Origin of the sequence: Lysinibacillus sp. NPDC097868 (assembly GCF_044761135.1) — a bacterium.
GTDB lineage: Bacteria > Bacillota > Bacilli > Bacillales_A > Planococcaceae > Lysinibacillus.
The window spans coordinates 333901-346949 of sequence record NZ_JBIWBS010000001.1; the positions used below are offsets into that span (position 1 = coordinate 333901).

Below are 13049 nucleotides of genomic sequence, written 5' to 3' on the forward strand. Positions count from 1 at the left end.
GACGTCATAAATGACAGAGCTTATGTTATAATAATCCCAGTATGCAAAGAAAGGTGTGACGAACCTTGGTGCGTAGTATGACTGGTTTTGGCAGAGGTGTCACAACAACAAGAGACTTTCAGTTAACCGTAGAAATACGCTCGGTCAACCATCGTTTTTTAGAAATTCATGCAAAGTTCCCGAAAGAATGGCTTGAAGCAGAAATTTTTGCTAAGAAATTGATTTCACAAGCTTTATCACGTGGAAAAATTGATGTGATGGTAGATGTGAAGGATTTAGAAAACGTCGAGCAATCTATTGAAATTAATTGGTCATTAATTGAAGCGTATCGTAAGGCAAAAGAGCAATTAGCAAGTAAAGTACCACTAGAAGAAAAATGGACAATGCAGGAGCTATTAGCGCTAGAGCAAGCGTTAGTACAGAAAAAACCGCAACTAACGCCAGAGGATTTATTGGGGGCAGTGGAGAATGCGGTGACAGAAGCTACTGGACAGTTGATCCAAATGCGTGAGCGTGAAGGGCAAGAATTGCAAGATGTTGTTGTACAATATAAGGAACAGTTAATGGAACAAGTGAATCAAATTCGCTCGTATTCATCACTTGCTGTTGAGAAATATCGTACGCGATTATTAGAACGAATTGCTGAAATAGCAGATGGAGCGCTCTTAGAAGATCGTTTGCTCGCAGAAGTAGCGATATTTGCTGAACGAGTGGACATAACAGAAGAGTTAGATCGTTTAGATAGTCATTTTAACCAACTGGAAGAAACGTTACTAGAAACAGTTTCAATCGGCCGTAAATTAGACTTTTTAATGCAGGAGATTCATCGCGAAATTAATACAATAGGTTCAAAAAATCAATCGACAGAAGCAGCCGTTGCAGTAGTTCAGGCGAAAACAATTTTAGAAAAGATGCGAGAGCAAGTTCAAAATATCGAATAACATGCTTGCATCTGTTATAAATTAAGGGAGATATAGAGAATAAATGATAAAAGAACGTGGATTATTAATTGTTCTGTCTGGCCCATCTGGTGTAGGAAAAGGGACAGTGCGAAAAGAATTATTTTCTCAACCGAATACGAATTATGAGTATTCCATCTCAATGACAACACGAAATCCTCGCGAAGGTGAAGTAGATGGTGTAGACTATTTTTTTAAGTCGCGTGAAGAGTTTGAAATGTTAATTGAACAAGGTGGCTTATTAGAACACGCTGAATTTGTAGGGAATTACTACGGCACTCCGTTAACGTATGTAAATGAAACACTTGATGCTGGTCGTGATGTGTTTTTGGAGATTGAAGTACAAGGAGCAGCGCAAATTCGTAAAAAAGCACCGGATGCCTTATTTATTTTCTTAGCCCCTCCAAGTTTAACGGAATTAAAAGATCGTTTAGTTGGGCGTGGGACAGAGACAGCGGATGTTATTGCGAAGCGCATCGCAACTGCAAGTGAAGAGCTTGAAATGATGAGCTTATATGATTATGTAGTTGAAAATGATGAAGTGACAAATGCCTGCGATCGTATAAATGCGATTATTAAAGCCGAGCATTGTCGAAGAGAACGTGTTGAAAAAAGATATTTGTCAATGTTGAGAGGAGAATAAACCAATGTTATATCCATCAGTAGATGCCTTAAAAAAAGAAATCGATTCAAAATATTCTTTAGTAAGCTTAGCGTCAAAACGTGCTCGTCAAATGCAAGAAATTGAAGGTACTGAGCGCTTGCACAAATACGTTTCCTATAAATATGTAGGAAAAGCACTTGAAGAGGTAGCAGCAGGTGTACTTACAAAAGTATCTCAAGATGAGTCAGCTGTGTACGAAGACGAAATCTAACATTGATGTAACAAAGCTTTTGCCAAGTTAATGTTAAAATCTGCAGTGATTTTTTGATTATACAAGAATGCCGAGAGCTCCCGAGGAATTGTCCTTTGGGAGCTTATCGTTTGAAAGGACGACATTGTAGATGAACAAAAATATTTTACTTTGTGTATCAGGTGGTATTGCTGTTTATAAAGCTGTAGCACTAGTGAGTAAGCTATCTCAGGCAGGTGCCAACGTAAAGGTCATTATGACAGCATCGGCTCGACAGTTTGTCAATCCGTTAAGCTTTCAAGTCATGTCAAAAAATGATGTCTATTTCGATACATTTGATGAAAAGGATTCAAATGTGATTGCCCATATAGATTTAGCAGATTGGGCAGATTTAATATTAGTTGCACCAGCAACTGCAAATGTCATTGGTAAACTTGCCAACGGTATAGCTGATGATATGGTCACGACGACTTTACTTGCCACAACTGCTCCCGTCTGGCTTGCGCCAGCAATGAATGTTCATATGTATGATCATCCAGCCGTAAAGCGCAACTTGGCACAGCTAGCGGCAGATGGCTATCAATTTATTGAACCGTCAGAAGGCTTTTTAGCGTGTGGCTATGTTGGCAAAGGTCGGTTAGAGGAACCAGAAAAAATTACAGCTCTTGTGCAAGATTATTTTTCATCAAAGGTTAAGCCATTAGCAGGTAAAAAGGTGCTTGTGACAGCGGGTGCATGGTATGTCCCTTTGGATGATCAACATGTAATTAGTTCAAAGGCGAATGGTCGCATTGGACAGGCGTTAGTGAACGAAGCACAAGCACTCGGAGCACATGCGATTCTAATTGGTGGAGAAGCTTCAAATGCCGATGATCTTATTGCAGAAGTTGAGCGCTTAAAAATACAATATCCACAGGCCTTTTTACTTCACGCGGCCCATATACCAACTATTGAAAGAGCTCCTATTCTGTCTGTCGAAGGTACGACTGCAGTGACATTTGGACAAAAGGTTTATGGTGAACCGATGTTACAAGTTTTATCTGACGAGTGGATTGATTTTAGTCATACAGCGAAAGTAAATGGTGAAGTATTGGATGTCTCGGACGTGACACAGTTTGCGAAAGCTTTATGGCAGTATGTTTTACAAGGTGAGGCGCAATGAGTTTATATGCTGAGATTATAGTGGATGTTTCGACATACCATGTAGATCGCACATTTGACTATGCTGTTCCTACAGAATGGGTAGCTGTTATAGAAAAAGGTTGTCGTGTGAAAGTACCTTTTGGACCAAGAAATGTACTAGGATTTGTTGTAGGTTTAAAAAGTGACACAGATGTCCCTGAAAACAAAATAAAGCCAATTGCACAAATTTTAGATATAGAGCCCGTTTTCACAGAAGAAATGCTGTTGATGGCAAAGTGGTTAAAAAACGAAACGATTTGTTATGAAATTGATGCTTTGCAAGTAATGCTACCTTCAGCACTTCGGGCAAAGTATGAAAAAATTGTTAAATTACAAGTAGAGCAAGATACATTGCCAATTGAAGTTCAGCAGATTTTTGGAAAACGTCAAAAGGCAAACTTTAAGGAATTTGAACGTGTAGGCTTATTGCCGTTATTAAAACAACTGATTGCAGATAAAAATGTAAAGATAGAAAATGTTGTGAAGCAACAAGGTAATGTTAAAGAAGTACGTATGGTCAAGATAGCAGAAGATGAACAAGCGCTAAGAAATGCAATGTTAGAGGCATCGAGAGCTGCGAAGCAACGGTCTTTAATTGAATGGATGACTACGCATCTTGGAGAAATTTTTACGCCCCAGCAAATTTATGATGAAACAGATGTATCTGCTGCTGTATTACAAGCGGTCATTGATAAAGGAGCTGCACGTTTTATACAAGAAGAAGTGTATCGAGATCCTTTTACAAACGAAGTTACGCGTACGCAATCTTTACAATTAACGGACGAGCAGGCAGTTGCATTAAACGCAATTGCACACTCGCTTGATACACATTCCGCTTCAACCTTTTTATTACAAGGTGTAACAGGTAGTGGTAAAACGGAAGTCTACTTACAGGCGATTCAAAAGGTTTTAAATGAGGGTAAGGAAGCGATTATGCTAGTGCCTGAAATATCTTTAACACCACAAATGACAGAACGTTTCCGAAGTCGCTTTGGTGAAATGGTTGCGGTCATGCATAGCGGGTTATCTGTAGGTGAGAAGTATGATGAATGGCGGAAAATTCAACAGGGTAAAGTAAGGGTAGTAGTTGGTGCTCGTTCAGCAATTTTCGCACCTTTTACAAATTTAGGGCTCATTATTTTAGATGAGGAGCATGAATCTACTTACAAGCAGGAGGATTCCCCACGCTATCATGCGAGAGATGTGGCAATTTGGCGTAGCCAATATTACCAATGTCCTGTCATTTTAGGTAGTGCGACACCTGCCCTTGAGTCGTTTGCACGTGCAAAAAAAGGTGTTTATACACTACTTACTTTAAAACAACGTGCACTGCATCAGGCGATGCCAACTGTATTTGTTGCAGATATGCGAGAGGAACTCCAAAAAGGAAACCGCTCTATGTTTTCTGAACTGCTTATTGAAGGGATACGTACTCGACTTGAACGACAAGAACAGATGGTATTATTTTTAAACCGAAGAGGGTATTCGTCATTTGTGCTATGTCGTGATTGTGGTACTGTCGTACAATGTCCGAACTGTGATATTTCGCTAACCTATCACCGCACAACTGAAAAACTTAAGTGTCATTACTGCGGTTATGAAGAACATGTGCCACAAATTTGTCCACAATGTCAAAGTGAGCATATACGGTATTTTGGTACAGGAACGCAAAAAGTGGAAGAAGAAATTTATAAGCTATTCCCAGAGGCTAGGGTGCTAAGAATGGATGTTGACACAACAAAGCACAAAGGGGCGCATGAAGAGATTTTGCAAGCATTTGGTGAGGGGCAAGCCGATATTTTACTCGGTACGCAAATGATTGCAAAGGGACTTGATTTTCCTAATATTACACTTGTTGGTGTGCTTAGTGCCGATACATCATTGCATTTACCAGATTACCGTGCAGCGGAGCGGACTTTCCAGTTACTCACACAGGTAAGTGGTAGGGCAGGACGGCATGATAAACCAGGTGAGGTCGTCATTCAAACTTATACTCCAGAGCATTATGCAATTGAGTTAGCTAAAGTACAAGATTACGAGCCGTTTTATGAACGAGAAATGTTTTTACGCCGTCGTTCAGGCTATCCACCTTACTATTTCGTTGCGCTTATACAAGTATCACATGAAGATGTGATGATGGCGGCGGAGTATGCCGGGCGAGCTGCGGATTGGCTTCGAGGAAATTTATCAAATCAAGTGTCTATTATAGGTCCAACAGTTGCAAGTATTAGCCGTCTCCAAAATAGATATCGCTATCAATGTTTGATAAAATATAAAATTGAACCAAATCTGATACCTGTATTGCAACGATTGCTTGCAATGTATCGAGCAGAATGGATAAAACAGGGCATATTAATGACGGTAGATTTAGACCCGTCTACTATATAGAGATGCTATAAGATACAAGTTCAGTTTATTAGCTATTTGCCTGACATAAAAATAAAGGCGGAGAAGTCTTAAATATTAGAAATGAGGAACGAGAAATGGCGATTAAAAAAGTGATCGAACATCCAGCAAAAATTTTATCAACACCTTGTGCTGAAGTAACAGAAATTAATGAAGATATTATTACTTTACTAGATGATTTATATGACACGATGGTGGAGTATGATGGTGTTGGTATTGCAGCACCACAAATAGATGTAGGTTTACGTGTGGCAATTGTCGAGCTTGGCGAGGAAAGAGATATTTTAGAAATGATTAATCCTACTGTTATTAAAACAGACGGTGCAGAAGTTGATATCGAAGGTTGCTTAAGTTTTCCTGGTCTTTATGGAGAAGTTGAACGTCCAGACTATGTAAAAATTGAAGCGTGTGACCGTGAAGGGCGTGTTTATGAGCTTGAGGCAGGAGGCTTTGAAGCGCGAGCAATTTTACATGAAATTGATCATTTAGATGGTATATTGTTTGATTCTAAAATTAAACGTATTCTTACAGAAGAAGAGCTAGAAGAATTATACGCAGAAGAGGAGGAATAACATGACGTCGATTATTTTTATGGGAACACCTGATTTCTCAGCGCCAATTTTGCGTATGCTACACAAAGAGGGCTATGATATTAAAGCAGTTGTGACACAACCAGATCGACCAGTAGGACGTAAGCGAGTGCTAACACCGCCACCTGTAAAGGCAGCGGCATTGGAATTAGGCTTACCTGTTATTCAACCTGAAAAGCTACGTGGCTCTGAAGAATTACAGCAAATACTTGATTTACAGCCAGATATCGTCATTACAGCTGCATTTGGACAAATTTTACCGAAAGAATTGCTCGATGCGCCACCACTAGGTTGTATTAATGTGCATGCATCACTTTTACCGAAATACCGCGGAGGAGCTCCTATTCACCAAGCAATTATTGATGGTGAAAAAGAGACGGGTGTAACAATTATGTATATGGCGGAAAAGTTAGATGCAGGCGACATCATATCTCAAAAGGCAATAGCTATCGAAGAAGATGACCATACAGGTGGCCTATTTGATAAACTAAGTGTTGTAGGCTGTGACCTATTAAAAGAAACACTTCCTTCTATTATAAATAGAACAAATAGCCGTACAGTACAAGATGAAACGCAAGTGACATTTGCGAGCAATATATCTCGTGAACAAGAGCGAATTGAATGGACAAAGGATGCAACGACTTTATACAATCAAGTGCGAGGACTTCATCCTTGGCCAGTAGCTTATACAACTTTTGAAGAAGGAAACTTTAAAATTTGGTGGGCGCAGGTAGGACAAGCAAAACATAATGCTACACCTGGTACAGTCGTAGCAATTGCTAAGGACCATTTTGAGGTTGCGGCTGGAAATGGAACAGCACTTGCATTATATGACATTCAGCCAGCTGGTAAAAAACGTATGACGGCAGAGGATTATTTGCGAGGTACAGGTTCAAAATTACAGATCGGGGACCAGTTTAAATGAGTAAAAAAAGCGTAGTAATTTGGGATGGCAATGTACGGGATGCCGCACTTTCTATCCTATTAGCAGTAGATAAAAACCAAGCGTATAGTAATTTACTTTTACACGAAACGATTAAACGCCATAAAATTGAATCAAAGGATCGTGCACTTTTAACAGAAATTACGTATGGTACGCTTCAATATAAAATGACCCTCGACTATTATTTAGAGCCATTTGTTCGTGGTAAACTAGATCATTGGGTGCGCTGGCTATTGCGTTTGTCGCTATATCAAATGCATTATTTAACGCGTATTCCGCCTCACGCAGCAGTGAACGAAGCGGTAGAAATTGCAAAACGCCGTGGACACCAAGGAATTGCATCTACGGTCAATGGTATTTTACGTTCTATATTGCGTCAAGGTGTACAATCTATAGAGGATATAAAAAATCCTATAGAACGTCTTGCTATTGAAACAAGTCATCCACAATGGTTGGTAGAACGCTTTGTAAACAATTATGGCGTAGAAATTGCTACAGCAATGCTTCATGAAAATAACGTACCGCCCGTGCAAACAGTTCGTGTCAATACGACGGTGGCGACTACAGAACAAGCAATTGAAAGCTTACAAGCTGAAGGCTTAACTGCACAGCTAAGTGGTCTAATGCCGGAATGTCTACATGTGACAAATGGCCAACCCGCTCGTACAAAAGCATTTCAGGAAGGACTTATCACTATTCAGGATGAAAGCTCAATGATTCCTGCAAATGTATTGAATCCTTCTCCAGGAATGCGCGTCTTAGATATGTGTGCAGCACCAGGTGGTAAAACGACACATTTGGCTGAAAAAATGGACAATCAAGGTTCCATTTTGGCAACGGATTTGCACCCACATAAATTAGATTTAATCGACCATAATACAGAACGTCTAGGACTTAATATTGTAGAAACAGCTCCAATTGATGGACGTAAGGCTCCAGATTTTTTACAACCAGAATCGTTCGACGCAGTGTTAGTCGATGCTCCATGTAGTGGTTTAGGTGTTATGCGCCGTAAGCCGGATATTAAATATACGAAGCGTGAAGAAGATTTAGAAAACCTTCAAAAAATCCAGTTGGCACTACTCGATGCAGCAACTAAAGTACTAAAAAAAGAAGGCAAGCTTGTGTACAGTACATGTACAGTCGATAAACAAGAAAACGAAGGCACTGTTGATGCCTTTTTAAGAGAGCATCCAGAAATGGAAGCTATACAACTAGAATCTTTACCAACAAAATTAGCGGAAAAGCAAGCAAATGGCATGCTTCAAGTCTTCCCACAAGACTTCGGCAGTGATGGTTTCTTCGTCGCAGCCTTTCGTAAAAAAGGAGAATCCAACTAATGGTGGAGCAAGAGCAATTTAATGAACGTATTAACGACTTAGTCGAGGAAGCTGAAGAAAAGCCAGTTCGACGAGCGAAAAAAGAAAAGCCAAATTTAAAAGAATCAATTTATTCATTACAACCACATCAATTAGAAGAATGGCTAAAAGAAAATGGGGAAAAACCATTCCGAGCTGCACAAATTTTTGACTGGTTATACAATAAGCGTGTTAAAACATTTGAAGAAATGTCTAACCTATCCAAAACATTACGTGACAAGTTAGAGGCAAGCTTTGCTTTAACAACATTGTCAACGATCATTAAACAGGAATCAAAAGATGGTACGATTAAATTTTTATTTCAGCTACAAGATGGATATTCTATTGAAACAGTTTTAATGCGCCATGAATACGGCAACTCAGTATGTGTAACTACGCAAGTAGGCTGTCGAATTGGTTGTACGTTTTGTGCATCAACTTTAGGTGGCTTGAAGCGCCATTTATTAGCAGGTGAAATCGTAGAGCAAGTTGTAAAAGTACAGCAAGCTTTAGATGAGGTAAATGAACGTGTGTCACATATCGTTATTATGGGCATAGGTGAGCCTTTCGATAACTATGAGGCCATGATGAGCTTCTTAAAAGTCATTAATCATGAAAAAGGTTTAAATATTGGGGCACGTCACATTACTGTATCAACATCTGGTATTGTACCTAAAATTTACGAATTCGCTGATGAACAGCTTCAAATTAACTTTGCTGTATCATTGCACGCACCAAACCAGGAGGCACGTCAAAAACTTATGCCTATTGCTCGTGCGTACAAATTGGATGAATTAATGGAAGCTGTTCGTTACTATACGAAAAAAACGGGCCGACGTGTAAGTTTTGAGTATGGTTTAATGTCAGGTGAAAATGATTCAGTTGAAGTTGCAGAAGAACTTTCTGCATTAATAAAAGGAATTAAATGCCACGTAAACTTAATTCCTGTAAACTACGTACCAGAACGTGATTATATCCGTACATCTCGTAGTAAAATTTTTGCTTTTGAAAAAACATTAAAGAAAAATGGTATAAACGTAACAATCCGCAGAGAGCAAGGGTCTGATATCGATGCGGCATGCGGACAATTACGTGCGAAAGAGAGATCTGAAGAAACGAGGTGACCAGTGATGGAATACACAGTCGAAAGTGATATTGGTTTAAAACGAGCAATTAATGAAGATCGAGCTGCATTTTTTAAACGACCAGATGGGCTTGCACTAGCACTTGTAGCGGATGGCATGGGTGGACATAATGCTGGCGATGTGGCGAGTGATATGGCAATGAAACAAATGGAGACCGTTTTTTTACAAGCAGAGACACATCATTTTGCAACTATGACATCAAAAAAAGAATGGTTACTACAATCAGTTAAGCAATTGAATAAAAATATATTCGACTATTCTTTATCACACGAAGACTGTAAAGGAATGGGTACGACGTTTATTGCCGTGTTAATTGAAGGAAATTATTGCTTCATTGCGCATGTTGGTGATAGTCGCGTGTATTATTTCTTTGATGATGGCGCACAACAAATAACAAGAGATCATTCTTACGTTAATGTTCTACTTGAAAATGGTGAAATTAGCGAAGAGGAAGCGTTGTCGCATCCGAAGAAAAATTTCATTTTAAAAGCTGTTGGAACAGAGGAAACTATTGAGCCAGACTTTTATGAAGTAGAGCTAGCGCCAGACTCGTATTTACTAATTTGCTCTGACGGTTTAAGCAATAAACTGTCAGTGTATGAAATGGCATCTATCATTACCTATCCAGATTTAATTGAAGAAAAAGGACGAAAACTTGTGGAATTAGCCAATGCAAGCGGGGGAGAAGATAATATCTCCCTCGTGTTACTCACAAGGCAAGATGAGGAGGTGTAAGTATGCTTGTAGGAAAACGAATTAGTGACCGCTATAAAATTTTAGATCTCATTGGTGGCGGAGGCATGTCCAATGTATACTTGGCGCATGATATGATATTAAATAGGGATGTAGCGATAAAAATATTACGCTATGATTTTACCAATGAGGATGAATTACATCGACGTTTTCAACGTGAGGCACTTTCAGTTACAAGCCTTACACATCCGAATATTGTAAGTATTTATGATGTAGGTGATGATGGAGATCTGCATTATATAGTGATGGAATATGTTCAAGGAAAGACGTTAAAGCAGTACATACAGGAATTTGCACCAATTTCTCCTGCTAGAAGTGTGCATATTATGAAGCAGTTAACGTCAGCGATTGCCAATGCCCATGAAAATCATATTATTCACCGTGATATTAAGCCGCAAAATATTTTAATGGATGCGGATGGTAATGTGAAAATTACGGACTTTGGAATAGCTATGACGCTGAGTGCGACATCATTTACCCAAACAAATTCTGTGCTAGGAACTGTGCATTATTTATCACCAGAACAAGCGCGTGGTGGAACAGCAACAAATAAATCAGATATTTATGCGCTTGGCATAGTGTTGTATGAATTACTAACAGGGGAATTGCCGTTTTCGGGTGAATCTGCTGTTTCCATTGCACTTAAACATTTGCAATCAGAGACACCATCGGTTCGAGCATTTGATGGTACAATTCCGCAAAGTCTAGAAAATGTGGTGTTAAAGGCTACTGCCAAAGATGCTTCCCATCGTTATGCGACCGTAGAAGAAATGCAGGAGGACTTAGATACGGTATTATCATCAACACGTATTAATGAACCGAAGTTTACGATTCCTATCGATAATGACGCTACAAGAGCCATTCCAATCATAAAGGAACAGCCAATACGCAAAGGTGAGGATTTAACGCAAACAAGGGCAATGGAACCTATCACCCAATCGAAAGTTGAAGCAAAGACTAAGAAACCTGTTGAAAAAGTGGCGCCTGTTAAACAAAAGAAAAAGTGGCCAATATATGTGACGGGCCTATTAGTAGTCGTTATTGCTATGTTCCTATTCTTTTTATTTGCAACAGATTTATTTAGCCCGAAAAAAATTGAGGTGCCAAGTGTTGCTAATTTAACGGTGGAAGAAGCTACAAAAAAATTACAAGATGAAGGCTTTGTTGTAGCAGAACAAAAACAAGAGCGTAATTCTGAGGAAGTTGAAAAAGACAAAGTCATTGAAACAGATCCTGCAGAAGGTGCAAAGCGAGTAAAGGGAACTGAAGTAGAATTAATTGTCAGTTTAGGTGTAGAAACGATTAAAATCGAAGACTACACGGGGCAGCAAATTAGTCAAGTTGAGTCTTTGTTAAAAGATAAACTTTTAATCCAAAAAAATTATGTGCATTCCAAACAGCCTGAAGGGCAAATTATTGAACAAGATCCGGCAGAGGGTGCTGAGATAATCGCTAAAGATGCAACGATTACATTTACGATAAGCCAAGGCGTAAAAATGATTACAGTAGATAGTGTTGCAAATTACACGAAAGCTCAAATGGATGATTACGTAAATCGAGTAGGGTTGAAATGGCGTACCGTTCGAGAAGATTACAATGATAGCGTCGCAGCGGGCAGTGTTATTTCACAAACGCCGAAACCGGGTACTAGTTTAATGGAAGGCGATACAATTGCTGTTGTTTTAAGTAAAGGACCGGCTGAGAAACCTGTGAAAACATTTATTAAAAATGTTTTAATTCCATATGAGCCGACTGAAGAAGGCGCTGAACAAGTTATTCGTATTGAAATTCAAGATAAAACCCATACAATGGTAAAAACCTTCGATGAATTTACTATTACTAGTGACCGACAATACAAAATACAGCTCGTCATCGTAGAAGGTGAAGAAGCGGCTTATAAAATAATCCGTGACTCAGAAATTATTGAGTCAGAAAGCTTTAATTATGATGACGTTAAATAAGGGGGAATTGGATGGCGCAAGGCCAAATTCGTAAAGCATTAAGTGGCTATTATTATGTTTATAATGGCGAAGAGCTCATACAATGTCGAGGACGTGGGGTATTTCGCAATCGCGGAGAATCCCCGCTAGTCGGTGACTTTGTTGAGTATACACTTGAAACAGAAGGCTCAGATGGTACAATTCAAAAAATACTTGATCGTCAAAATGAACTTGTACGTCCACCGATTGCCAATATCGATCAAGGCATTTTAGTGTTTTCTGTAAAAGAGCCAAACTTTAATACAATTTTACTGGATCGTTTTCTAGTCGTTTTAGAGTCATTTCATGTACATCCAATCATCTGCCTTACAAAGATGGATTTATTAAAAGACGATGAGCGTGAGGAATTACAGAACTATATAGAAGATTATGAAAACATGGGATATACAGTGCTTCAAACCTATAAGGATGAAAAAGAATTAGTTGACCGACTTCAGCCAATTTTAAAGGGAAAAACTTCGGTGCTTGCTGGACAATCTGGTGTTGGCAAATCGACATTACTTAACACGTTAATCCCTGATTTAAATTTAAAAACAGGCATTATTTCGCAAAGCTTAGGACGGGGCAAACATACGACTCGTCATGTTGAGTTAATAGAAGTTTGTGACGGTTTATTAGCAGATACGCCAGGATTTAGCTCATTTGATTTTGATGAAATTGAAAAGGAAGAGCTAGGTGCATGTTTCCCAGAGATAACACGAATTGCCGAGGATTGTAAATTCAGAGCGTGCTTGCATTTGAAGGAACCTAAATGCGCGGTTAAGGCAGCAGTCGAAGCTGGAGAAATTCGGGAGTACCGCTACAAGCATTACGAACAATTTATGCAAGAAATTATGGATCGAAAGCCGAGGTATTAATC

Annotated in this window: 12 protein-coding genes; all 12 read left to right on the forward strand. The window is 39.2% G+C overall.

Annotated elements, in window-relative coordinates:
* Positions 1-65: 65 nt before the first annotated feature.
* A complete protein-coding gene (locus ACIQXJ_RS01520; protein ID WP_403048868.1) occupies positions 66-941 on the forward strand; it encodes a YicC/YloC family endoribonuclease in 876 nt (291 codons plus the stop codon).
* Between the two features lie 43 nt (positions 942-984).
* A complete protein-coding gene (gene gmk, locus ACIQXJ_RS01525) occupies positions 985-1602 on the forward strand; it encodes a guanylate kinase (RefSeq protein WP_403048871.1) in 618 nt (205 codons plus the stop codon).
* Positions 1603-1606: 4 nt separating this feature from the next.
* Positions 1607-1834 carry a DNA-directed RNA polymerase subunit omega gene (rpoZ, locus tag ACIQXJ_RS01530; protein WP_173477811.1) on the forward strand — a complete coding sequence of 76 codons (228 nt, stop codon included), beginning with the start codon at positions 1607-1609 and terminating at the stop codon, positions 1832-1834.
* A 130-nt stretch (positions 1835-1964) separates the two neighbouring features.
* Positions 1965-2975 (forward strand): bifunctional phosphopantothenoylcysteine decarboxylase/phosphopantothenate--cysteine ligase CoaBC, encoded by a 1011-nt coding sequence (gene coaBC / locus ACIQXJ_RS01535; RefSeq protein WP_403048874.1) that lies wholly within the window; start codon positions 1965-1967, stop codon positions 2973-2975.
* Complete coding sequence (gene priA, locus ACIQXJ_RS01540; RefSeq protein WP_403048876.1) at positions 2972-5383, forward strand: primosomal protein N'; 2412 nt, start codon at positions 2972-2974, stop codon at positions 5381-5383. The genes coaBC and priA overlap by 4 nt, the downstream gene beginning before the upstream one ends.
* A 95-nt stretch (positions 5384-5478) precedes the next feature.
* Complete coding sequence (gene def / locus ACIQXJ_RS01545; protein WP_401009513.1) at positions 5479-5973, forward strand: peptide deformylase; 495 nt, start codon at positions 5479-5481, stop codon at positions 5971-5973.
* A 1-nt stretch (position 5974) separates the two neighbouring features.
* Entirely contained in the window at positions 5975-6916 is a 942-nt protein-coding gene (gene fmt, locus ACIQXJ_RS01550) for a methionyl-tRNA formyltransferase (RefSeq protein ID WP_403048881.1), read from the forward strand.
* Complete coding sequence (rsmB, locus tag ACIQXJ_RS01555) at positions 6913-8274, forward strand: 16S rRNA (cytosine(967)-C(5))-methyltransferase RsmB (RefSeq protein WP_403048884.1); 1362 nt, start codon at positions 6913-6915, stop codon at positions 8272-8274. Before fmt ends, rsmB begins: the two co-directional genes overlap by 4 nt.
* Entirely contained in the window at positions 8274-9416 is a 1143-nt protein-coding gene (gene rlmN / locus ACIQXJ_RS01560; protein ID WP_401009510.1) for a dual-specificity RNA methyltransferase RlmN, read from the forward strand. The genes rsmB and rlmN overlap by 1 nt, the downstream gene beginning before the upstream one ends.
* Positions 9417-9422: 6 nt before the next feature.
* Positions 9423-10172 carry a Stp1/IreP family PP2C-type Ser/Thr phosphatase gene (locus ACIQXJ_RS01565; RefSeq protein WP_403048888.1) on the forward strand — a complete coding sequence of 250 codons (750 nt, stop codon included), beginning with the start codon at positions 9423-9425 and terminating at the stop codon, positions 10170-10172.
* Positions 10173-10174: 2 nt separating this feature from the next.
* Positions 10175-12151 (forward strand): Stk1 family PASTA domain-containing Ser/Thr kinase, encoded by a 1977-nt coding sequence (gene pknB / locus ACIQXJ_RS01570; RefSeq protein WP_403048891.1) that lies wholly within the window; start codon positions 10175-10177, stop codon positions 12149-12151.
* An 11-nt stretch (positions 12152-12162) separates the two neighbouring features.
* Positions 12163-13047, forward strand: a complete 885-nt coding sequence (gene rsgA / locus ACIQXJ_RS01575; RefSeq protein WP_403048893.1) for a ribosome small subunit-dependent GTPase A — start codon at positions 12163-12165, stop codon at positions 13045-13047.
* Positions 13048-13049 lie beyond the last annotated feature (2 nt).

Bases quoted from the DNA above. Each gene is read 5' to 3' on its own strand.
- gmk (WP_403048871.1), top strand. From the start codon at position 985: ATGATAAAAGAACGTGGATTATTAATTGTTCTGTCTGGCCCATCTGGT.
- rpoZ (WP_173477811.1), top strand. From the start codon at position 1,607: ATGTTATATCCATCAGTAGATGCCTTAAAAAAAGAAATCGATTCAAAA.
- coaBC (WP_403048874.1), top strand. From the start codon at position 1,965: ATGAACAAAAATATTTTACTTTGTGTATCAGGTGGTATTGCTGTTTAT.
- priA (WP_403048876.1), top strand. From the start codon at position 2,972: ATGAGTTTATATGCTGAGATTATAGTGGATGTTTCGACATACCATGTA.
- def (WP_401009513.1), top strand. From the start codon at position 5,479: ATGGCGATTAAAAAAGTGATCGAACATCCAGCAAAAATTTTATCAACA.
- fmt (WP_403048881.1), top strand. From the start codon at position 5,975: ATGACGTCGATTATTTTTATGGGAACACCTGATTTCTCAGCGCCAATT.
- rsmB (WP_403048884.1), top strand. From the start codon at position 6,913: ATGAGTAAAAAAAGCGTAGTAATTTGGGATGGCAATGTACGGGATGCC.
- rlmN (WP_401009510.1), top strand. From the start codon at position 8,274: ATGGTGGAGCAAGAGCAATTTAATGAACGTATTAACGACTTAGTCGAG.
- ACIQXJ_RS01565 (WP_403048888.1), top strand. From the start codon at position 9,423: ATGGAATACACAGTCGAAAGTGATATTGGTTTAAAACGAGCAATTAAT.
- pknB (WP_403048891.1), top strand. From the start codon at position 10,175: ATGCTTGTAGGAAAACGAATTAGTGACCGCTATAAAATTTTAGATCTC.
- rsgA (WP_403048893.1), top strand. From the start codon at position 12,163: ATGGCGCAAGGCCAAATTCGTAAAGCATTAAGTGGCTATTATTATGTT.